Origin of the sequence: Klebsiella sp. 141161 (assembly GCF_050600815.1) — a bacterium.
Classification (GTDB): domain Bacteria; phylum Pseudomonadota; class Gammaproteobacteria; order Enterobacterales; family Enterobacteriaceae; genus Klebsiella; species Klebsiella aerogenes.
This window is the reverse complement of sequence record NZ_JAQIRN010000005.1, coordinates 102,390-123,601: the sequence shown is the minus strand read 5'-3', so window position 1 is coordinate 123,601 and position 21,212 is coordinate 102,390. Positions and strand designations below refer to the sequence as shown.

Sequence of the window (21,212 nt, the reverse complement as noted above, 5' to 3'; positions counted from 1 at the left end):
GGCGGGGTTTTGCTCAATCAGATTTATCAGAGATCCCGCGACATCAGGCCGGAATTTTGTAGGTATTGCAGCAGGATCACCGCTTTGCCATCCTGGATTTCACCGTTGGCGACCATCTCCAGCGCCCGGACGAACGGCAGTTCCAGCACCTCAATATCTTCATCATCCACGCCGCCGCCCCGGTTAGCGCGCTGCGCTTCGCTGTATTCGGCGATAAAAAAGTGAATCAGCTCGGTCACGCCGCCGGGCGACATATAAAGTTCGAAGACCTTGCGCGCCTCGCCGACCTGATAGCCGGTCTCCTCGATCGCCTCCTTGCGGATACATACCTCTGGCGCGTCGTTATCCAGCAGTCCTGCGCAGGTTTCAATCAGCATGCCATCCGGGTTGCCGTTAACCCAGGTGGCGACGCGGAACTGGCGCACCAGTACCACGCTTTGCTTGCTGGGGTTGTAAAGCAGAACCGTGGCGCCGTTGCCGCGATCGTACACTTCGCGTTTGTGACGCACGACGCTGCCGTCGCGGCGCGTCAACTCATAGGTCATGTTGCGCAGCAGAAAATAGTTTTCGGAGAGAATTTTATCTTTAATGACGTGGATATTAAGTGACATGCAAACTCCGCAGCGTGAAATAACCCGGTCATACTACGCCGCGGAGCCTGCTTTGTCGTTAGTGCGTCAGTGCGGAAACGACGCCCAGGTAGTCCATGATCCCCTGCGCGGCATGCCGCCCTTCCGCCATCGCCGTCACCACCAAATCCGCGCCGCGTACCGCGTCGCCGCCGGCGAAGACCTTCTGATTACTGGTCTGGTAACGATAACGGCTCTCCACGCTCGCCTTGATCCGCCCGCGGCTATCCAGCTGTACCCCTGCGGCTTCCAGCCACGGCATCGAATGCGGGTGGAAACCAAACGCCATAATGACCGCGTCGGCAGGCATGACAAATTCGCTGCCGGGGACAGGCGACGGGCTGCGGCGGCCCTGTGCGTCAGGTTCGCCAAGCTGGGTGCGCAGAAAACGCACGCCGCAGACTCGGCCGTCCTCGCCGAGCTCAAGGGTGATCGGCTGAACATTGAATTCAAAGCTCGCCCCCTCTTCCCGGGCATTTTTGACCTCTTTTTTCGACCCCGGCATATTGGCTTCATCACGACGATAGGCGCAGGTGACCTGTTGCGCGCCGTGGCGCAGCGCGGTACGCACGCAGTCCATCGCCGTATCGCCGCCCCCCAGCACGACAACCTTCAGCCCGGCGGTATCGATATAAGGCTCATCGGCCAGCGCCTCCAGCCCCATCACCTGTTTGGTGTTGGCAATAAGGAACGGCAGCGCCTCATACACGCCCGGCGCCTCCTCGTTGGGCAGATCGGCTTTCATCGAGCGATAGGTACCGGCGCCGACGAAAACCGCGTCATAATCTGCAAGCAGTTGAGCGAGTTTGATGTCTTTTCCCACCTCGCAGTTCAGTTCAAAGCGGATGCCCATCTGGCTGAAAATCTCGCGCCGACGCGCCAGCAATGATTTATCCAGTTTGAAAGGCGGAATGCCGAAAGTCAGCAGGCCGCCGATTTCCGGGTGGCGATCGAACACCACCGCCGCCACGCCGCTACGCGCCAGAAGGTCGGCGCAGGCCAGGCCCGCAGGCCCGGCGCCGATGATGGCAACCTTCTTGCCGCTGGCTTTTACTGCCGAAAGGTCTGGGCGCCAGCCGCCGGCCAGCGCCTGGTCGGAGATATAGCGTTCGATGTTGCCGATAGTCACCGAGCCGCTCTCGTCGCGCAGCGTGCAGGCGCCTTCGCACAGGCGATCCTGCGGGCAGACGCGGCCGGTAATTTCCGGCAGGCAGTTGGTTTGATGGGAAAGCTCAACGGCGCTGGCGATGTCGCCAGCCTTTACCCGCTCGATCCACTGCGGAATATGGTTATGTAGCGGACAGGTCCACTCGCAGATGCTGCGATCGCCGCATTTTAGACAGCGTTGCGTTTCCCGCCGCGCCTGGGCGGCGCTGAATGGCAAATAGATTTCGCCAAAGTGCAGTTTACGCGCATCAGCCGCCAGTTTATCCGCCTCGCCGCGGGCGGGCGTGGCCGCCATCTGGCTGGCTTTATTGCCGGTAGTCGGCGCTAAGGCGGTCAAAGTCCGATGTTGCCATGACGCCGCATCCGCTCGCGCCGCCCGCAGGCGCCGCGCTTTCGCCATCTCGCTTAACGCGGAATCGGTCGCCAACTGTAATGCCTGCGCCGGACAATTTTGCACGCAGGCCGGCCCGGCGTCGCGCTCATGGCATAAGTCGCATTTATGCGCGGTTGCTCTGCCGTCTGACGTGACGACGATTTGCATCACGCCAAAGGGGCAAGCCACCACGCAGGATTTACAGCCAATACATTTTTCTCCATGCACTAATACGCTGTCATCCTGCTGGCTAATGGCGCCGTTAGGGCAGCTACGCACGCAGGGCGCGCCTTCACAGTGACGACAGGTTACCGCGTTACGCTGGCTCTGGTTTTTAATAACGCTAATGCGCGGCAAAAAGCGCTGTGGGGTCAAGACATGTTGTTCGCCATTATGCGCCAGCACGCAGGCCACTTCGCAGCCCCTGCATCCGATGCATTTGCGACTATCGCTCATAATAAAGTGGTTCATACATCCTTCCGGCTTATCGCTAATAACCCCTCATTTAGTATGACTGTTTATTACCCGACATCATGACCGCTGGACAATGGTCATTTGCCCAGAAATCGGCTTTTCTCGCCAGAATCCGGTTTAGATCAAAAATATTGACCTGAATGAAATTTTGTTTCATTTAGCTGAGCAATAATAGGCGGCTTTGGCGGAATGACAGAAAAGACGTGATAAGCGCATATAAATTCAGAGAGGAGCGGCAGACGTTTCTTTACGCTCTCATAAAAGACACATGATAAATTACACTATCTCCTTAATTTCTCCACGATTGCCTGCGGGGTTATCTATAAAGTATCACAGGCTGCGCAATAACAAAAAATGTACACAATGAGGTCCTGATTCCGATGGCGAATTTCTTTATCGATCGCCCCATCTTTGCCTGGGTTTTGGCTATTTTATTAGTCCTGACCGGCACGCTGGCAATTTTGTCGCTCCCCGTAGAACAATATCCGGATTTGGCGCCACCTAACGTCCGAGTCACGGCGAATTATCCCGGCGCCTCGGCGCAAACGCTGGAGAATACCGTCACCCAGGTTATCGAACAAAACATGACCGGCCTTGATAACCTCATGTACATGTCATCGCAGAGTAGCGCCACCGGTCAGGCAACGGTTACCCTGAGCTTTACCGCCGGTACCGATCCGGATGAAGCCGTGCAGCAGGTACAAAACCAGCTGCAATCGGCGATGCGAAAACTGCCGCAGGCGGTACAGAATCAGGGGGTAACGGTACGCAAAACCGGCGACACCAACATTCTGACTCTTGCGTTTGTCTCTACCGACGGCAGCATGGATAAGCAGGATATTGCTGACTACGTCGCCAGTAACGTGCAGGATCCTCTAAGCCGCGTCAACGGCGTCGGCGATATCGACGCCTACGGTTCGCAGTACTCAATGCGTATCTGGCTCGATCCGGCGAAACTCAACAGCTATCAGATGACGGCGAAAGATGTGACTGACGCCATCGAATCGCAGAACGCGCAGATTGCCGTCGGCCAGTTGGGCGGTACCCCGTCGGTGGATAAACAGGCGCTGAACGCCACCATCAACTCACAATCGCTGCTGCAAACGCCGCAGCAGTTCCGCGATATTACCCTGCGCGTGAATCAGGATGGTTCGGAAGTCACTCTGGGCGACGTCGCCAGCGTCGAAATGGGCGCTGAAAAATATGATTATCTGAGCCGCTATAATCGTCAGGCCGCTTCGGGACTGGGGATTAAGCTCGCCTCTGGCGCCAACGAAATGGCCACCGCCGAGCGCGTTATCGCCCGTCTTGATGAACTGTCGCAATATTTTCCGCACGGGCTGCAGTATAAAGTCGCCTACGAGACCACCTCTTTTGTAAAAGCCTCGATTACCGATGTGGTGAAAACGCTGCTGGAGGCGATTCTGCTGGTGTTCCTGGTCATGTATTTGTTCTTGCAGAACTTCCGCGCGACCCTGATCCCGACCATCGCCGTGCCGGTAGTATTGATGGGCACCTTCGCGGTGCTCTACGCCTGCGGTTACAGTATTAACACCCTGACGATGTTCGCGACGGTGCTGGCTATCGGCCTGCTGGTCGATGATGCCATCGTCGTGGTTGAAAACGTCGAGCGCATTATGAGCGAAGAAGGTCTTTCGCCGCGTGAAGCGACGCGAAAATCGATGAAACAGATCCAGGGGGCGCTGGTCGGTATCGCTATGGTGCTATCGGCGGTATTCGTCCCCATGGCCTTCTTCGGCGGCACCACCGGCGCCATTTACCGCCAGTTCTCCATTACCATCGTTTCAGCAATGGTGCTGTCGGTGCTGGTAGCGATGATCCTCACCCCGGCGCTGTGCGCCACGCTGTTAAAACCGATTCATAAAGGCGAGGTGCATGGTCAAAAAGGGTTCTTCGGCTGGTTTAACCGCACCTTCATCCGCAGCGCCAGCCGCTATGAAACTTTCGTGGGCAAAATTCTCCACCGCTCGCTGCGCTGGATTTTGATTTACGTCCTGCTGCTCGGCGGCATGGTGCTGCTGTTCCTGCATCTGCCGACCTCATTCCTGCCGCTGGAAGACCGCGGTATGTTCACCACCTCGATACAGCTCCCGAGCGGTTCCACCCAACAGCAGACGCTGAAGGTGGTGCAGAAAGCGGAAGATTATTTCCTCAATAACGAGAAGAGTAACGTCGAGTCGGTATTTGCAACCGTCGGCTCCGGCCCCGGCGGCAACGGCCAGAACGTTGCTCGTATGTTTGTGCGCCTGAAAGACTGGGACCAACGCGACCCAACCACTGGCTCCTCATTCGCTATCATTGAGCGCGCGACCAAGGCTTTCAACAAAATTAAAGAAGCGCGCGTCTTTGCCAGCAGCCCGCCGGCCATCAGCGGTCTCGGCAGCTCCGCCGGCTTCGATATGGAGCTTGAAGACCACGCTGGTAACGGCCACGAGGCGTTGATGTCAGCGCGCGATAAGCTGCTGGAGCTGGCGGCGAACAACGACCAGCTCACCCGCGTGCGCCACAACGGCCTGGACGACAGCCCGCAGCTACAGGTTGATATCGACCAGCGTAAAGCCCAAGCGCTGGGAGTCTCCATTGATGATATTAACGATACGCTACAGACCGCCTGGGGTTCGAGCTACGTAAACGACTTTATGGATCGCGGACGCGTGAAGAAGGTCTACGTCCAGGCGGCGGCGAAATATCGCATGCTGCCGGACGATATCAATTTGTGGTATGTGCGTAACAACAGCGGCACCATGGTACCGTTCTCCGCCTTCGCCACCTCGCGTTGGGAAACAGGTTCGCCGCGCCTCGAACGTTACAATGGCTACTCAGCGGTCGAGATCGTCGGCGAAGCCGCGCCTGGCGTCAGCACCGGAACCGCCATGACCATTATGGAAGAGTTAGCCAAACAGCTCCCGAACGGTTTCGGCCTGGAATGGACGGCGATGTCCTATCAGGAGCGTTTGTCTGGCGCTCAGGCGCCTGCCCTGTATGCCATTTCTCTGCTGGTGGTCTTCCTGTGTCTGGCGGCGCTATATGAAAGCTGGTCGGTACCGTTCTCGGTGATGCTGGTGGTGCCGCAGGGGGTTATCGGCGCGCTGCTGGCGACCTGGATGCGCGGCCTGGAAAACGATGTCTACTTCCAGGTAGGTCTGTTGACGGTCATCGGCCTGTCGGCCAAGAACGCCATCCTGATTGTTGAGTTCGCCAACGAACTCAACCAGAAAGGTGAAGATCTGCTGACCGCCACGCTATCGGCCTGCCGCCAGCGTCTACGCCCGATACTGATGACCTCACTGGCGTTTATCTTTGGCGTGCTACCAATGGCCACCAGTACCGGCGCGGGCTCCGGCAGCCAGCACGCTGTTGGTACCGGCGTCATGGGCGGCATGATCTCCGCCACCGTGCTGGCCATCTTCTTTGTACCGCTGTTCTTCGTGTTGGTACGCCGCCGCTTCCCGCTGAAAGAGAGGACGGAATAAACCGTCAAATAACAGAAAAGGCGACTGTCACAGTCGCCTTTTTCATGGGTCAAACATTGTCTTCAGTACCGACAAAGCCAGATTTTATTTACGCAGCATATCTTCGATAAAATCTTTCCAGTTCCCCAGTTCATGTTCAATCATAATAGCCTCTCTTATTATTATGGCGATTTTAGATAATTTCCCCGCTTAGGAGAAGTTCGTCCGATCTATCGCTCTAATCGCTTTTCTTGTCGCCACAAGCCTTGAATACTCTGGCTTGCGGCTACCATAAGCCGGTTCATGTAAATTTAATGTGACATGGAGCAACATTACGCAACATTTTGTTAATATCAGAATTCCTGTAATTCATTATCTTAGTCTGCCGAGAAAAAGAACAAATTTTAATCAGACAAGGCTGAAAAGTTATATTTATCCTGCCGATTAACGTATTATTTAACAAAGCTTATATATTCGGAAAAAACTGAGAAACATATTCTTTTAACGTGAAGGTTTAATTATGTTGACCATGTACGGCATCAAAAACTGCGACACCATTAAAAAGGCCCGCCGCTGGCTGGAAGCCCATCAGATAGACTATCGCTTCCACGATTATCGTGTTGACGGACTGGACCGCGAATTGCTGAATACCTTTATTGCCGAATTAGGCTGGGAAGCGCTGCTTAACACCCGCGGCACCACCTGGCGCAAACTCGATGAATCGGTCCGCACTGGGATCGATAATGCCGATGCGGCGGCGGCGTTGATGCTGGAAATGCCGGCAATTATCAAACGCCCATTGCTCTGCGCGCCCGGTCAGCCTATGCTGCTGGGCTTTAGCGAAGCAAACTACGAAAAATTTATTAACGAGGTGTAGTCTATGTCTTGCCCGGTCATTGAGCTGGCTCAGCAGCTTATTCGCCGCCCTTCCCTTAGCCCCAATGATGCGGGATGCCAGGCGTTAATGATTGAACGCCTGCGGGCGATCGGCTTTACCGTTGAAGCGATGGACTTCGGCGATACGCAAAATTTCTGGGCCTGGCGTGGACAGGGTGAAACGCTGGCCTTTGCCGGCCATACCGATGTGGTGCCGGCAGGCGACGCCGACCGCTGGATCAATCCGCCGTTTGAACCGACTATCCGCGATGGCATGCTGTTTGGCCGCGGCGCGGCGGATATGAAAGGGTCGCTGGCGGCGATGGTTGTCGCCGCCGAGCGCTTTGTCGCGCAGTACCCGAATCACAAAGGCCGTCTGGCGTTTCTCATCACCTCTGATGAAGAGGCCAGCGCCACCCACGGCACGGTAAAAGTGGTCGAAGCGCTGATGGCGCGTAACGAGCGTCTTGATTACTGCCTGGTCGGCGAACCCTCGAGTACCGAAGTGGTTGGCGATGTCGTGAAAAACGGCCGTCGCGGTTCACTCACCTGTAACCTGACGATTCACGGCGTCCAGGGCCACGTCGCTTATCCGCACCTCGCCGATAACCCGGTACACCGCGCGGCGCCGATGCTGGCGGAGCTGGTGGCTATCGAATGGGATAAAGGCAACGAATACTTCCCGCCAACCAGCATGCAAATCGCCAACGTGCAGTCCGGCACCGGCAGTAACAACGTCATCCCTGGCGATATGTTCGTTCAGTTCAACTTCCGTTTCAGCACCGAGCTGACCGACGAGATGATCAAGGCGCGCATCATCGCGCTGCTGGAAAAATATCAGCTGCGCTATACCGTCGAATGGTGGCTTTCCGGCCAGCCATTCCTGACCGGTCGCGGCAATCTTGTCGATGCGGTCGTGAACGCCATTGAGCACTATAATGAAGTAAAACCGCAGTTGCTAACCACCGGCGGTACCTCTGACGGACGCTTTATCGCCCGCATGGGCGCGCAGGTAGTTGAACTGGGCCCGGTGAATGCGACCATTCATAAAATTAATGAATGCGTCAACGCCGCCGACCTGCAGCTGCTGGCGCGGATGTATCAACGCATCATGGAACAACTGGTCGCCTGACGACAATAACGATTACCCCGCAGCGCCGCTGCGGGGTAAAAAGAGGACACAGCATGGAATGGCTTATCAACCACTGGTGGATTCTGGTGTTAGTATTTTTAGTCGGGGTAATGATCAACGTGATTAAAGATCTTAATCGCGTCGACCCGAAAAAGTATCTCGACAACAAACCGGATCTGCCGCCGCATCGCGACTTCAATAGCAAGTGGGATGACGACGACGACTGGCCGAACAAAGACCAGCCGAAGAAGTAAACCTGCGCTCCCCGTCATCGCGCAGGCTGGATGCATTCCCGGGTAGCGGCTGACGCCTTACCCGGGCTACCTAAACCAGCCGACGTTGTACCGCGGGGCCATTACAGCATTTCGATTATATCGTCATCTTTCGGCGTACCGCCGCTTAACGCTTCATCAAAATAGTGCTTCGGTACGGTATACCGCAGACGGTCGAGGGCAAACTGCATGCTGCGATCATCAATGGCATGTCCGAGATCTTCAACGATATCCAGCGTAACATCTCCCCCCAGCTCCTGCAGCCGCTCCTGCGCGGAAACCGCCCACGCCAGATCGATAACCCGATCCTCGCCGCCGTGGATCAGATGCACGGTGGTTTGCGTAGTCGCCGTTTGCGGCAACGTCGCGTAACGGCCGTTAAAGGCAATCACCCGTGACGCCAGCCCTGGCTCGGCTTTAATACTCTCAAGCGACATAATCGCACCCTGCGAAAAACCGATCAGCGCCGTTGCCTGCGGGCCTAAACCGCTCTGTTTTTGCCAGTAGCGCACCGTTTCAATAAAGGTCGGCATAATGGCATCGATGCGTTGCTGACGATTCTCTTCCGTCACGCCTTGCACCGAAAACCACTGCCGCGCCGGCGCCGGACCGCAGGGTTCTGCGCCACCAATACTGACAATAAGCGCGTTGGGAAACAGCGGCGCAAACCAGCTACCTATTTGCCCCATCGAAACCGGATTATCGCCCACGCCATGAAACAGCAGCAGCAACTGTTGCGCAGGCGTCGCCGGGCTCTGAACAATAAAGTGATCGTGTTTCATGGTTGTCTCCTGATGTCTCAGATAAACAGGAATCTGGCTCCTGGTTGATGCAAGGCAGTTTACGCCGCGCAGGGAATATGACCATGCCATTTAACTGAATGAGTTAGTTAAAAAAATTGCAGCTTCCTGACCCACTCTTCCAGCTGTTGCGCGCGGGCAGGATCGAGTCCCGCCATGGCCGCCGCCGCCTCTTCCCGCAGTCGCGCCAGTAGCGCCTTTCGACCGGATAAACCAAGGTTTGCGCACAGCGTTGCCTCATCCTGCTGCGCTAATCGCGCACGAAGCGCCACTAACGGCAGCGGCGTCGCCTGTAAGAGCCGGTTCAGACTCCCGACCGCCGTCAACAGCGGACGATGCGCAAAGGCAAAACCGGCGACCTCCAGCCAGTCCTCCTCAGTAAGCATAGTTGTTTCATCCGCCGTCACCGGAGCGCGTTCATCACGCCACTGACTTAGCCAGCGCTCATCCCGCGCCAGCCGTTGATATTCACGCCAGGCCAGCTGCCGCCCCTCTTCGCTGAGCGGATAAAGCGCCATCGCCGTATAACAGCCGCTGCTCGCCTCGCGATGCGTTCCCATACGCACCAGCAGAAACCCGCAGCGCTGCCAGAAGCGCCATAGTTCAGGGGTAAAACCAAAGCTGACGGAGAGATAGTCACACCCATGCGTCTGCTTGACGGCATGGGCGATTAAACGCTGCCCCTGTCCTTCGCGCCGGCGCGCTGGATGTACGGCAATACGGCTGACGCGTCTGCCGGTCAGCGTCGCCGCCAACGGGCTACCGCCGTGCGCGGCCAATGACTGGGCCACAAGATTGCCGCGCGGGCGGCGATATCCGGCCCAGACGGCGCGGCTAAGTTCAGGTTCAAGCCCCCCCTCCTCCACCAGCCACACCGCGCCAGCGACGCCATCCGCGCAGCGAGCCACGGTAAAGTGCTGGCCCGGCGCATCCATCATCCTGCGCAAATCCAGCGGCGAAGTGCGGTAATGCGCGCCGGAAAGCAGTTGATAAGCCTCTGATGGGCGCGAGGGCTGTTCGCGCCAGGCACGCTGGCTTAACGTCTCCAGCTGCGTTTCCCCGTGCGGCGCCTGGAGAAACGCCTCATCATTAAACAACAATAGCCGATCGATAACCGACTCCAGCGGGCAACCCGGCGCCCAGCGAATCGGCGACGACAGATGATACCGCCGTAGCGTTGGGAAACTGGCGCAGAACTTCAATAAGAAGCCACGACCGGTCCCCTCATAGCCCTGAACCGTCGTCGTTAACAGCGTATGGGGAAAACGCGCCGTCAGCTGGCGTAGCGTCGGCGCCGGGATAGCGGCGGCCTCATCGACCACCAGCCAGTCGGCTTTTGCGTCGCTTGCCAGCAGCGCATCAGGCGCCATAAAGCGCATCTTCTGTCCCGCAAAAGCGGCGATGACCTCTGTCGCGTCGCGCGTTGGCGCGGTGACGATGGCGGAACCAGCTAGCTGATGAATCAACATTCCCGCCAGCGCAGATTTACCGCGCCCGCGCCCGGCGGTGACGGCGGCAATGTGTGGGGGCGACGACGTCAGCGAAGTGAGAATAGCGGCCTGTTCGGCCTGCGGGTAACCATCGGCAGCATGCCAGTGCCTGCGCGGCACCGCCTCCGGCAACCGTAAGCCGTAGCCCTGTCGCCACAGGGCGACCTCAGGATCCGCGTTAAAGAGTTGAAGACAACGGTGGACAAAGTTAGGGGTGGCGATCGGTTCAGACGTATCGCTCCAGCGCAGCGAATCGCCATCCGCCTGCTCAGGCCAGCGGGCAAAATCCGGCGCCAGGAGCACTAACCAGCTGCCGGCGCGCAGCGTGCCGGCAAGCGCGGCAAAAGCCGCCACGTCAAAACCGTGGCGAGCGTCGAAAAAGGCATGCTGAAATTCGCGCCCGAGCAGCGTTTTCAGCGCGCCCGGCGCCACGCAGGGTTCCTGCTGCGGCAACGCGCCGACCCATAGACTATCGCCGCCCAGCCGCTCTCGCAGCTCAACGGCCTGCGCCAGACACCAATGTTCGTCGCCGCTGAGCACCAGCAAGCGACGAATACCCTCGCGCGCCATCTGCGCGGTCAGGTCAAGCAGCGTTTCCATCGGCAAACGTTAGCGAAGCGCGCTGCCGAAGGTATTACACTGCGCAGGGTCGCCGCTATCGAAACCGCGTTTGAACCACGTATAGCGCTGCTGGGAAGTCCCATGGGTGAAGCTATCCGGCACCACACGGCCCTGGCTCTGCTCCTGCAGACGATCGTCGCCGATGGCCTCAGCGGCATTGAGCGCCTCCTGCAGATCGCCGGTTTCCATCACATCCTGTTTCTGCATGTTATTGCCCCAGACGCCCGCAAAGCAGTCTGCCTGCAGCTCCATTTTCACCGACAGGCGGTTCACTTCGGTCTGCGAAGCCTGCTGCTGCATCTGACGGACCTTAGGTTCAATGCCGAGCAGCTTCTGCACATGGTGGCCGACTTCGTGCGCAATCACGTAGCCCTGCGCGAAGTCGCCGTCAGCGCCGAGTTTGTTTTTCATCTCGTCATAGAATGACAGGTCGATATAGACCGTGCTGTCCGCCGGGCAGTAGAACGGCCCCATCACCGATTGGCCGGTGCCGCAACCGGTACGGGTCGCGCCGCGATACATCACCAGCTTCGGCTGAACATATTGCCGCCCCATCTTTTCGAAAATAGGCCCCCAGGTGTCTTCGGTGGTGGCCAGAATAACGGAGGTGAACTTCGCCGCTTCGTCATCCTTCGGGCTGATGGAACGCTGGGTGGAGGTTTGCTGCTGCGGCATCGGTTCGCCGGTCAGCATGCCGGTTAAATCCACGCCATAATAACCCGCCACCAGAACGATAATCAGCAGGACGATGCCGCCTTTACCGCTTGGAATGCGAAAACCGCCACCGCCGCCGCCCAGCGGCGAACCTGAATCACTACGTCTGTCTTCCACATTGTCGCTTTCACGACGCCCTTGCCAGCGCATAAGCACCTCTATTCCATCATGTTACGAATATGAGAGATCGTAGGCGGTTCAGCGGAGGATTACCACAGGAAACAACGAATAAGAGCGCCAGAAGAATGATTTCTTCCGGCGCGGAGGGGATTAGTCGAGCTTGACGCCCAGACGGTGGGCCACTTCTTCGTAAGCTTCGATCAGGCCGCCGAGGCTCTGGCGGAAGCGATCTTTGTCCATTTTATCGAGGGTGTTTTTATCCCACAGACGGCTACCGTCCGGAGAGAATTCATCGCCAAGCACCACTTCACCTTTGAACAGACCAAACTCCAGCTTGAAGTCGACCAGAATCAGACCGGCATCATCAAACAGCTTGCTGAGTACGTCGTTCGCTTTGTAGCTGAGCTCCTTCATGCGCGCCAGGTTTTCTTTATTCACCCAGCCGAACGTCTCACAGTAGGATTCGTTGACCATCGGGTCGTGCATGGCGTCGTTTTTCAGGAACAGGTCGAACAACGGCGGAGTCAGTTCGATACCTTCTTCAATACCCAGGCGTTTCACCAGTGAACCCGCCGCGCGGTTACGAATCACGCATTCAACCGGCACCATATCCAGCTTTTTCACCAGGCATTCAGTATCGGAAAGCAGCGCTTCCATTTGGGTCGGGATACCGGCTTCTTCCAGCTTGCTCATAATGAAATGGTTGAATTTGTTATTCACCATGCCTTTACGATCGAACTGCTCGATGCGGGCGCCATCCCCTGCTGACGTATCGTTACGGAATTCAAGTACCAGCAGATCCGGGTTTTCGGTGCTGTATACCGTTTTCGCTTTGCCACGATACAACTCAGCTTGCTTTTTCATCTTTCACCACTCCAGTGATATTAAGCCAAAAAATTACCTTTCCGCCCGTAGGCAAAATCAGGCAAATTACCGGACTTTGCGGCTACGCACACGTTTGCGTCACTATACATTAAAAAGGGCCGGATTGCTCCAGCCCTTTTTATTACTTGTTAAATGCGGCCTGGAATACGGCTACCAGGGCGTCATTTTGCGACTGCGTCAGGGTATGGCCTTTCGGGTCGATGAACTGCAGACTACTGCGGTTATCGAGATCGCCGACCTGCAGTTTATAGTCGCCAGAGACCAACTGCGGATCGCTTGCGCCCAGTTCCTGCCAGCTGCTGTCAGACAGCGGCTTGTAAGTTACCGCCATGCTGCCCTGGGAGCGAGTGCTGTCGGTCACCTTCATGCCCACTTTTTCAAGCGTGGCCGGCAGTTTCTGCCATACCATGTTGAATGGCGCGCGCACCACCAGCATCGGCAAGCCGGTGTCATCCGCCGCGCTCTGCACGTCAAAGGTCGCGCCAGCGCTTCTCTGCGCCGCATTCTGCGCATTGGTGGCGTTGGAATCAAGACCGGAGGAGATAACGTTCAGCATCGAGGTGCTGTAGCGCTGCAGAGAAGCCGGGTCAGACACGGGCTTGCCCGCCTGCTCCAGGTTCACGAGCTTCACCACCACCGCCTGCTGATAGCCCTGCGGCTTAACGGAGATTTGATAACGGCCACGGTACTGCTGGTCTTCATCAAGGCGGTTCCACTCTACCCAATCGGTATTCAGCGTCTGGCCTGCATCGTCACGCTTGGTGATGGTGTAGTTTTTCGCCTGTACGATGCTGACAACCTGCGCCCATAAAGAACCGCTACGGCTATTTTCAACCATCAGGGTGGAAGTGTCGCCGTTAAACTGGGTACGCGCGCCGCTGACCAGGGCTAACGCCTGAGCCGGAGGACGAATGTCCAGCGCTTTACCTACCGCACCGGTGCTGGCGGCAACCGGAATGTTGTAGTCGCCAGTCTGCAGCGGCAGGATCATCCCCGCCGGGGCGTGAAGTTCACTGAGCGGCGCGGCATCTAAATAAGCCTCGTCGCCGCTAACCTGACGCTTATAGCGCGAGTCAGAACTACAGGCCGCGAGGAGTAAAACCAGCGAAACACCCGCAACCTTCGCCAGGCGCGACTTCTGTACTGAGTAAGCCATCAAATCTCCCTAAACTCTACAGCAAACCGGCATGCTTCAGCGCTGCGGTAACCGCTTTCGTACCCGTTTCGGTAATCGGCGTCATCGGCAGGCGCAGCGTGTCGGTCGCTACAAGTCCCAACGCCTTACAAGCCCATTTGACTGGGATCGGGTTGGGTTCGACAAATAATTTTGTATGCAGCGGCATCAGACGCTGGTTAATCGCGCGAGCTTCCGCGAATTGACCCGCCATCGCCAGTCGGCACATGTCCGCCATTTCACGGGCGGCGACGTTCGCCGTGACGGAAATGACGCCGACGCCGCCGAGCTGGATAAAGTCCATGCCGGTCGCGTCATCGCCGCTCAGCAGAATAAAGTCGTCTGAAACCAGCTCTTTGATCTGGTGAACGCGACTTAAGTTCCCTGTTGCTTCCTTAATACCGACAATATTTTTAATTTCCGCCAGGCGACCAACGGTTTCCGGCAGCATATCGCAACCGGTACGGGACGGCACATTATACAGAATTTGCGGCAGGTCAGTATGCTCAGCGATAGCTTTAAAGTGTTGGAACAGGCCTTCCTGAGTCGGACGGTTATAATAAGGAGTGACCGTCAGGCAGCCGACAACGCCGCTATCGTTGAAACGTTTGGTCAGGCTAATCGCCTCTGCGGTTGCATTTGCACCGGTACCAGCAATGACCGGGATGCGGCCATCGGCCAGTTCAAGGGTCATCATCACGACGTCGCCATGCTCTTCATGGCTTAACGTTGCGGATTCGCCGGTAGTCCCTACCGAAACAATCGCCGAGGTTCCGTTGGCGACATGGTAATCAATCAGTTTTTTCAGGCTTGACCGGCAGACATTACCGTTATCATCCATCGGCGTGACAAGCGCTACAATACTTCCCGTGAACATGGGCCATCCTCAGAGCAGAAGTGGGACAAGATTCTCAATGTTACGTTTGGTGCCGCAATAAAAGCAAGAGACCCAACGCCATCTGGGATGTTGTACGCCGGTTTTTTTTATGCTTTCCTAATGTTACCTCACCTTTTTAAAGGAAGAACAGGTTTGACAGCCTCATTACAACACTATCTGGTGATTACCGCTCTGGGCGCAGACCGCCCCGGCATCGTAAACACAATCACTCGCCACGTCAGCAGCTGCGGCTGCAACATTGAAGACAGCCGGTTGGCCATGCTCGGCGACGAGTTCACGTTTATAATGCTGCTTTCCGGCTCGTGGAACGCGATTAACCTGATCGAATCAACGCTGCCGTTAAAAGGAGCCGAGCTGGATTTGCTGATCGTAATGAAGCGCACCTCCGCCCGGCCGCCGCAGGCGATGCCGAATACGGTTTGGATCCAGGTAGAGGTGCCGGACTCGCCGCATATCATTGAGCGCTTTACCGCGCTGTGCGACACGTGGAATATGAATATCGCCGAACTGGTCTCCCGTACTCAACCGGGCGAAGATAAAGACGCCGCTCAGCTATTTATTCAAATCACCGCACACAGTCCTGCCTCGCAAAACACGACAAATATCGAGCAAGCGTTCAAAGCCCTATGTACAGAACTGAGCGCACAAGGCAGTATTAACATCGTTAATTATTCACAGCATGATGAACAGGATGGAGTTTAACCAATGACCCCACTGAAAGCCGGTGATATCGCACCGAAATTTAGCTTACCGGACCAGGACGGCGAGGAAGTAAATTTAACCGACTTCCAGGGACAGCGTGTTCTGGTTTATTTTTACCCGAAAGCCATGACCCCGGGCTGCACCGTACAAGCGTGCGGTTTACGCGATAACATGGACGACCTGAAAAAAGCGGGCGTCGAAGTTCTGGGTATCAGCACTGATAAACCAGAAAAGCTGTCCCGTTTTGCCGAAAAAGAGCTGCTGAACTTTACGCTGCTGTCTGATGAAGATCATCAGGTCTGCGAACAGTTCGGCGTCTGGGGCGAAAAATCATTTATGGGGAAAACCTACGACGGTATTCACCGTATTAGCTTCCTCATTGATGCTGACGGCAAGATTGAACATGTGTTTGATAACTTCAAAACCAGCAATCACCACGACGTCGTGCTGAACTGGCTGAAAGAAAACGCATAACGTCTAAATGAAAAACGCCGGGGGATAATAAATCGCCCGGCGTTTTTTTGCGTCAATCAGCGTGTCACTCGTCTTCAATAACCATTCCGTCAGGCCAGGCGTGAACCACCGCTTTGATTAACGTCGCCAGCGGAATCGCGAAGAATACCCCCCAGAACCCCCACAGCCCGCCGAAAATCACTACCGACAGAATAATCACCAGCGGATGTAAATTCACCGCCTCCGAGAACAGCACCGGCACCAGCAGGTTGCCATCCAGCCCCTGAATAATCAGGTATACGGCAAACAGGCTCCAGAACTCAGTGCCCGCGCCGAACTGGAACAACGCCACGCCGATCACCGGAATGGTGACCACAAAAGCGCCGATATACGGGATTAACACCGAGAATCCTACCAGTACGGCCAGCAGCAGCGAGTAGTTGAGACCAAAGAGAATGAAGCCTATCCAGGTGGCGACGCCGACGACAATCATCTCCAGCACCTTGCCGCGGATATAGTTGGTAATCTGCTGGTTCATCTCCTTCCACACCTGCCCCGCCAGGCCGCGATTACGCGGCAATACGCGGCGTACGGCATTCAGCATCTGCTGTTTGTCTTTCAGCAGGAAGAAGACCATCAGCGGAACCAGGACCAGATAAACCGCCAGCGTCAGCAGGCCCACCAGCGAGGCGAGCGAATACTTCACCACCGAATCCCCCACGGTCAACATGCGAGTGCGCACATTTTCCGCCATCGCATCGATGATGCCGGCATCCACCAATGCCGGATAACGCCGCGGCAGCGTGGCGGCGAAATCGGAAAGCTTATTCAGCATGCCTGGCATATCGCGGATGAGATAAATACCCTGTTGCCAGGCCACCGGCATCACCACAAAGGCCATCAACAGCAAGATACCGACAAAAAGCACCAGCACCAACGACGTGGCCCAGGTTCGCGACAAACCGATACGCTCCAGGCGAACGGTCGGCCATTCCAGCAGATAGGCCAGCACGATGGCGACCAGCAGCGGCGCCAGCAGCCCGCTGAAAAAGAACATAATGCCGAAGCCGGCCAGCAGAATAACCAGCAGCGCTATCGCTTCCGGATCGCTGAAACGACGACGATACCACTGCATTAACATCTCAAGCATAAACCCTTCCCTGAAGCGCAAATCGCCACAATCCGGGGAATTGTATCTAAGTGTCACAAAAAAGACTTCGCTTTTTATTGGCTATGACACAAACCTGCACAACTGTGCGAATATCATATTTTCAACGCCATCAACCACAGCTAAACTCGCAGAATCTGCGGCACGGGAACATTGGGCCGCGCAACCGATCAAACTGGCACACCCACATTACAGGACAGAGGTTATGTTCAGGCAGTTAAAGAAAACGCTGGTGGCCGCCGCCGTCGCGTCGTTGACGCTGGGGACGATATTACCTGCCGCCGCTGACTCGGCGGATACGCTGCCGGATATGGGCACCTCGGCAGGAAGCACGCTTTCCATCGGGCAGGAAATGCAGATGGGCGATTACTACGTGCGCCAGCTGCGCGGTAGCGCGCCGCTGATAAACGACCCGCTACTGGTGCAATACATTAACGGGCTGGGCATGCGCCTGGTCGCCCACGCTAACTCCGTGCGTACGCCGTTCCACTTTTATCTGATTAATAACGATCAGATTAACGCCTTTGCTTTCTTCGGCGGCAACGTAGTGCTGCACTCGGCGCTGTTCCGCTACGCGGATAACGAAAGCCAGCTTGCCTCGGTAATGGCGCACGAAATCTCCCACGTCACCCAGCGCCATCTGGCGCGCGCGATGGAAGATCAAAAACGTAGCGCGCCGCTAACCTGGGTCGGCGCGCTGGGCTCTATTCTGCTGGCGATGGCCAGCCCGCAGGCGGGGATGGCGGCATTAACCGGCACCCTGGCCGGCACCCAGCAGGGAATGATTAGTTTCACCCGTCAGAATGAAGAAGAAGCCGACCGCATCGGTATTCAGGTACTGCAGCGCTCCGGGTTCGATCCGCAGGCGATGCCGGCTTTTATGGGTAAATTACTCGACGAATCCCGCTATTCCAGCCGCCCGCCGGAAATGCTGCTCACTCACCCACTGCCGGAAAGCCGTCTGGCCGATGCCCGTAACCGCGCCAACCAGATGCGCCCGGTAGTAGTCCAATCCTCGGCGGATTTCTATCTCGCTAAGGCCCGTACCCTCGGTATGTACAACTCCGGGGAAAATAAGCTCGGCAGCGATCTGCTTGACGCCTGGTCAAAAGGGAATATCCGCGAACAGCACGCCGCGCAGTATGGCCGCGCGCTACTGGCCATGGAGAGCAATAACTACGATCAGGCGCGCAAAGCGCTCCAGCCGCTGCTCGGCGCCGACCCGCAAAATCCCTGGTATCTGGATCTCGCCACCGATATCGATCTTGGGCAGAAAAAGACTACCGACGCGATTAACCGTCTGAAAAACGCCAAAGAGATCCGTACCGATCCGGTCCTGCAGCTGAACCTGGCCAATGCCTATCTGCAGGGCGGACAGCCGGCGGAAGCCGCGACTATTCTCAACCGCTACACCTTTAATAACAAGGATGACGGCAACGGTTGGGACCTGTTGGCGCAGGCGGAAGGCGCATTGGGTCATCGCGACCAGGAGCTGGCGGCGCGGGCCGAAGGCATGGCGCTGGCCGGTAGGCTTGACCAGGCCATCTCGCTGCTAAGCAGCGCCAGTTCGCAAGTGAAATTGGGCAGTTTGCAGCAGGCGCGCTACGACGCTCGCATCGACCAGCTGCGCCAGCTGCAGGAAAGATTCCGCCCCTATCAGAAAATGTAAGGAGACCACATGTCTGACGCGGTAAAAATTTACCACAACCCTCGCTGCTCGAAGAGCCGTGACACGCTCAGCCTGCTGAAAGCCAACGGCATCGACCCTGAAGTGGTGTTGTATCTGGAGACGCCGCCGGATGCCGCGACGCTGCGCCAGCTGTTGAAAATGCTGAATATGAGCAGCGCCCGCGAACTGATGCGCCAGAAAGAAGATCTGTATAAGTCGCTCAATCTCGCCGACCCACAGCTCAGCGAAGAGGCGTTGATTAAGGCTATGGTCGAGAACCCGAAACTCATCGAACGGCCCATCGTGGTCAGCCACGGTCAGGCGCGTATCGGCCGCCCGCCGGAACAGGTGCTGGAAATCGTCAGCTAACCCCCTACGCGCCGCCGGTGTTGCCCGCGGCGCGATTTTTTTCGTGGCCGCTTCCAGAAAAAACAGGCCAATCCCCTCCCCTTGCGCAGTAGTGCTACTGTCCGTCCATCACCTGAATCCACTGGACGGATTGCCAATGAATAAAGCTATTTCCACACCGCATGACGCAGTATTTAAAACCTATCTTTCCCATTCGGATACCGCGCGCGATTTTCTCCAGTTGTATCTGCCTGAAGCACTAAAGGAGATCTGCGATCTGCGTACGCTACATTTAGAATCGGGTAATTTTGTCGAAGAAGATCTCAGACCTTACTATTCCGATATTCTCTACTCGCTGCAAACCACCGCGGGCGACGGCTATATTTACGCGCTGATCGAACATCAAAGTAGCCCCGACCGACATATGGCCTTTCGCCTGATGCGCTATGCCGTCGCCGTCATGCAGCGCCACCTTGATGCCGGACACGAAAAACTCCCTCTGGTGATCCCGGTGCTTTTCTATCACGGCCTGGTGACGCCCTATCCGTTTTCAATGCGCTGGCTGGATGAGTTTGCCGCGCCGGAGCTGGCGACCACACTCTACCACGGCGAATTTCCGCTGGCGGATATCACCGTCATACCGGATGATGAAATCGCCACTCATCAACGTATGGCAACGCTGGAATTACTGCAAAAACATATTCGACAACGCGATCTGGCGCAGTTACTCGACAAGCTGAGCGAATTATTATTGACTGGATTAGCCACGCAAACACAGGTGCAGGCGCTAATGCACTATCTGGTGCTCGCGGGAAATAGCCGCGAACCGATAAAGTTTATTCGTGAGTTGGCGCGCCGGACGCCGCAACATAAGGAGACGCTGATGACTATTGCAGAATATCTCGAACAGCAAGGGCTGGAGCGCGGTTTGCTTCAGGGCCGTAAAGAAGAAGCACAGCGTATCGCCGCCGCGATGTTACGTAGCGGTCTCGCCCCCGCGCTGGTGGCGCAGCTAACCGGGCTGACAGAGCAGGAACTGGCGTCGCTTTCGGCCTAAAGCTTCAGGATCTCTTTAACAAATGGGATCGTCAGTTTTCGTTGGGCGGTAATTGACGCGTGATCGAGCTGATCGAGCGTCATAAACAGCGAGCGCATTTCTCTATCCAAACGCTTGAGCAGGAAACGGCAGACATCTTCCGGCATCTCGAAACCGCGCAGTCTGGCGCGCAACTGCAGCGCCTGCAGCTTATCTTCATCCGACAGCGGCTGTAGCTTATAGATTTGCCCCCAGTCAAGGCGCGAGGCGAGATCCGGCAGGCCAAGATGCAGCTGTCGCGGCGGGCAATCGCCGGTGATCAGCAGGCGAGTTTTACCTGATTCGAGAATACGGTTATAGAGGTTGAAAATAGCCATTTCCCAGGGCTCATCCCCGGCCACGCACTCGATGTTATCGATGCACACCAGCGCCAGTTGCTCCATGCCGTCCAGCACTTCCGGCACGAACCACGTGCGCTTATCCAACGGCACGTAGCCGACGGCATCGCCACGCTGGGATAGCTCAGCGCAGGCGGCATGCAAAAGATGGCTACGCCCCGCGCCTTCGCGTGACCAGATATAGATGTATCCGCTGTGTTCCTGCCGCAACACGTTCTGCAGAGCGGCAAGTAGGGAAGGATTATCACCCGGCCAGAAACTCGCGAACGTTTCGTCGTCAGGAAGATACAGTGGCAAAGAGAGCTGTGCCGGAGCGTTCAGATGGACCTCAACATAGGCT

19 protein-coding genes and 1 pseudogene are annotated in these 21,212 nt (G+C 56.5%); 9 read left to right on the top strand and 11 right to left on the bottom strand.

The genetic code is table 11. The annotated features are described in order from the left end of the window. Nucleotides 1-13: 13 nt before the first annotated feature. Nucleotides 14-611: pseudogene (nudK, locus tag PGR79_RS14700) on the bottom strand (GDP-mannose pyrophosphatase NudK). 58 nt (nt 612-669) lie between these two features. Continuing rightward, the gene (gene aegA / locus PGR79_RS14695) at nt 670-2,640 is read right to left on the bottom strand and encodes a formate-dependent uric acid utilization protein AegA (RefSeq protein ID WP_113374474.1); all 1,971 of its coding nucleotides are present in this window, start codon (nt 2,638-2,640) and stop codon (nt 670-672) included. A 383-nt stretch (nt 2,641-3,023) separates the two neighbouring features. Between aegA and acrD the strand changes: the two genes are divergently transcribed. Then, nucleotides 3,024-6,137 (top strand): multidrug efflux RND transporter permease AcrD, encoded by a 3,114-nt coding sequence (gene acrD, locus PGR79_RS14690; RefSeq protein WP_430921932.1) that lies wholly within the window; start codon nt 3,024-3,026, stop codon nt 6,135-6,137. Between the two features lie 84 nt (nt 6,138-6,221). Here acrD and ypfM read toward each other — a convergent pair whose 3' ends face one another. Next, on the bottom strand, nt 6,222-6,281 hold the full coding sequence (ypfM, locus tag PGR79_RS14685) for a protein YpfM (RefSeq protein ID WP_087867655.1): 60 nt from the start codon (nt 6,279-6,281) through the stop codon (nt 6,222-6,224). A 355-nt stretch (nt 6,282-6,636) separates the two neighbouring features. On the opposite strand from ypfM, the gene PGR79_RS14680 reads away from it, so the two are divergent. From PGR79_RS14680 to PGR79_RS14670, 3 genes are read left to right on the top strand one after another with little or no spacing between them, the layout of a single operon-like run. Then, nucleotides 6,637-6,993, top strand: a complete 357-nt coding sequence (locus PGR79_RS14680; protein ID WP_015703145.1) for an ArsC family reductase — start codon at nt 6,637-6,639, stop codon at nt 6,991-6,993. 3 nt (nt 6,994-6,996) lie between these two features. Continuing rightward, nucleotides 6,997-8,124: a succinyl-diaminopimelate desuccinylase gene (gene dapE, locus PGR79_RS14675; protein WP_113374476.1), complete on the top strand. Its 1,128-nt coding sequence runs from the start codon at nt 6,997-6,999 to the stop codon at nt 8,122-8,124. Nucleotides 8,125-8,177: 53 nt separating this feature from the next. Continuing rightward, nucleotides 8,178-8,378, top strand: coding sequence for a YpfN family protein (locus PGR79_RS14670; protein ID WP_015365470.1), 201 nt, complete (start codon nt 8,178-8,180; stop codon nt 8,376-8,378). A 101-nt stretch (nt 8,379-8,479) separates the two neighbouring features. Here PGR79_RS14670 and ypfH read toward each other — a convergent pair whose 3' ends face one another. The 6 genes from ypfH to dapA form a co-directional block, all read right to left on the bottom strand. Then, nucleotides 8,480-9,178, bottom strand: a complete 699-nt coding sequence (gene ypfH, locus PGR79_RS14665; protein ID WP_047043485.1) for an esterase — start codon at nt 9,176-9,178, stop codon at nt 8,480-8,482. A gap of 107 nt (nt 9,179-9,285) precedes the next feature. After that, complete coding sequence (locus tag PGR79_RS14660; RefSeq protein ID WP_113374477.1) at nt 9,286-11,286, bottom strand: tRNA(Met) cytidine acetyltransferase TmcA; 2,001 nt, start codon at nt 11,284-11,286, stop codon at nt 9,286-9,288. 9 nt (nt 11,287-11,295) lie between these two features. Continuing rightward, complete coding sequence (gene ypfJ, locus PGR79_RS14655) at nt 11,296-12,171, bottom strand: KPN_02809 family neutral zinc metallopeptidase (protein ID WP_045392648.1); 876 nt, start codon at nt 12,169-12,171, stop codon at nt 11,296-11,298. 120 nt (nt 12,172-12,291) lie between these two features. Beyond that, nucleotides 12,292-13,005, bottom strand: coding sequence for a phosphoribosylaminoimidazolesuccinocarboxamide synthase (gene purC / locus PGR79_RS14650; protein ID WP_015703148.1), 714 nt, complete (start codon nt 13,003-13,005; stop codon nt 12,292-12,294). Nucleotides 13,006-13,147: 142 nt separating this feature from the next. Next, nucleotides 13,148-14,182 carry an outer membrane protein assembly factor BamC gene (bamC, locus tag PGR79_RS14645; protein WP_087858426.1) on the bottom strand — a complete coding sequence of 345 codons (1,035 nt, stop codon included), beginning with the start codon at nt 14,180-14,182 and terminating at the stop codon, nt 13,148-13,150. Nucleotides 14,183-14,198: 16 nt separating this feature from the next. Next, a complete protein-coding gene (dapA, locus tag PGR79_RS14640; protein ID WP_032712143.1) occupies nt 14,199-15,077 on the bottom strand; it encodes a 4-hydroxy-tetrahydrodipicolinate synthase in 879 nt (292 codons plus the stop codon). A 153-nt stretch (nt 15,078-15,230) separates the two neighbouring features. Between dapA and PGR79_RS14635 the strand changes: the two genes are divergently transcribed. After that, nucleotides 15,231-15,800 carry a glycine cleavage system transcriptional repressor gene (locus tag PGR79_RS14635; RefSeq protein ID WP_015365463.1) on the top strand — a complete coding sequence of 190 codons (570 nt, stop codon included), beginning with the start codon at nt 15,231-15,233 and terminating at the stop codon, nt 15,798-15,800. Between the two features lie 3 nt (nt 15,801-15,803). Continuing rightward, entirely contained in the window at nt 15,804-16,274 is a 471-nt protein-coding gene (bcp, locus tag PGR79_RS14630) for a thioredoxin-dependent thiol peroxidase (protein ID WP_015365462.1), read from the top strand. Between the two features lie 64 nt (nt 16,275-16,338). Here the strand turns inward: bcp and PGR79_RS14625 are convergent, their stop codons facing one another. After that, nucleotides 16,339-17,403, bottom strand: coding sequence for an AI-2E family transporter (locus tag PGR79_RS14625; RefSeq protein WP_087858424.1), 1,065 nt, complete (start codon nt 17,401-17,403; stop codon nt 16,339-16,341). Between the two features lie 223 nt (nt 17,404-17,626). Between PGR79_RS14625 and bepA the strand changes: the two genes are divergently transcribed. From bepA to PGR79_RS14610, 3 genes are all read left to right on the top strand, one after another. After that, on the top strand, nt 17,627-19,090 hold the full coding sequence (gene bepA, locus PGR79_RS14620) for a beta-barrel assembly-enhancing protease (RefSeq protein ID WP_015703149.1): 1,464 nt from the start codon (nt 17,627-17,629) through the stop codon (nt 19,088-19,090). Between the two features lie 9 nt (nt 19,091-19,099). Next, on the top strand, nt 19,100-19,459 hold the full coding sequence (gene arsC, locus PGR79_RS14615) for an arsenate reductase (glutaredoxin) (RefSeq protein WP_047043470.1): 360 nt from the start codon (nt 19,100-19,102) through the stop codon (nt 19,457-19,459). 136 nt (nt 19,460-19,595) lie between these two features. Then, nucleotides 19,596-20,495: an Rpn family recombination-promoting nuclease/putative transposase gene (locus tag PGR79_RS14610; protein ID WP_113374478.1), complete on the top strand. Its 900-nt coding sequence runs from the start codon at nt 19,596-19,598 to the stop codon at nt 20,493-20,495. Here the strand turns inward: PGR79_RS14610 and PGR79_RS14605 are convergent. Next, nucleotides 20,492-21,193, bottom strand: coding sequence for a DnaA inactivator Hda (locus tag PGR79_RS14605; protein WP_026612247.1), 702 nt, complete (start codon nt 21,191-21,193; stop codon nt 20,492-20,494). The genes PGR79_RS14610 and PGR79_RS14605 overlap by 4 nt on opposite strands. Nucleotides 21,194-21,212: the final 19 nt, after the last annotated feature.

Bases quoted from the DNA above. Each gene is read 5' to 3' on its own strand.
- aegA (WP_113374474.1), bottom strand. From the start codon at position 2,640: ATGAACCACTTTATTATGAGCGATAGTCGCAAATGCATCGGATGCAGG.
- acrD (WP_430921932.1), top strand. From the start codon at position 3,024: ATGGCGAATTTCTTTATCGATCGCCCCATCTTTGCCTGGGTTTTGGCT.
- PGR79_RS14680 (WP_015703145.1), top strand. From the start codon at position 6,637: ATGTTGACCATGTACGGCATCAAAAACTGCGACACCATTAAAAAGGCC.
- dapE (WP_113374476.1), top strand. From the start codon at position 6,997: ATGTCTTGCCCGGTCATTGAGCTGGCTCAGCAGCTTATTCGCCGCCCT.
- PGR79_RS14670 (WP_015365470.1), top strand. From the start codon at position 8,178: ATGGAATGGCTTATCAACCACTGGTGGATTCTGGTGTTAGTATTTTTA.
- ypfH (WP_047043485.1), bottom strand. From the start codon at position 9,178: ATGAAACACGATCACTTTATTGTTCAGAGCCCGGCGACGCCTGCGCAA.
- PGR79_RS14660 (WP_113374477.1), bottom strand. From the start codon at position 11,286: ATGGAAACGCTGCTTGACCTGACCGCGCAGATGGCGCGCGAGGGTATT.
- ypfJ (WP_045392648.1), bottom strand. From the start codon at position 12,171: ATGCGCTGGCAAGGGCGTCGTGAAAGCGACAATGTGGAAGACAGACGT.
- purC (WP_015703148.1), bottom strand. From the start codon at position 13,005: ATGAAAAAGCAAGCTGAGTTGTATCGTGGCAAAGCGAAAACGGTATAC.
- bamC (WP_087858426.1), bottom strand. From the start codon at position 14,182: ATGGCTTACTCAGTACAGAAGTCGCGCCTGGCGAAGGTTGCGGGTGTT.
- dapA (WP_032712143.1), bottom strand. From the start codon at position 15,077: ATGTTCACGGGAAGTATTGTAGCGCTTGTCACGCCGATGGATGATAAC.
- bcp (WP_015365462.1), top strand. From the start codon at position 15,804: ATGACCCCACTGAAAGCCGGTGATATCGCACCGAAATTTAGCTTACCG.
- PGR79_RS14625 (WP_087858424.1), bottom strand. From the start codon at position 17,403: ATGCTTGAGATGTTAATGCAGTGGTATCGTCGTCGTTTCAGCGATCCG.
- bepA (WP_015703149.1), top strand. From the start codon at position 17,627: ATGTTCAGGCAGTTAAAGAAAACGCTGGTGGCCGCCGCCGTCGCGTCG.
- arsC (WP_047043470.1), top strand. From the start codon at position 19,100: ATGTCTGACGCGGTAAAAATTTACCACAACCCTCGCTGCTCGAAGAGC.
- PGR79_RS14610 (WP_113374478.1), top strand. From the start codon at position 19,596: ATGAATAAAGCTATTTCCACACCGCATGACGCAGTATTTAAAACCTAT.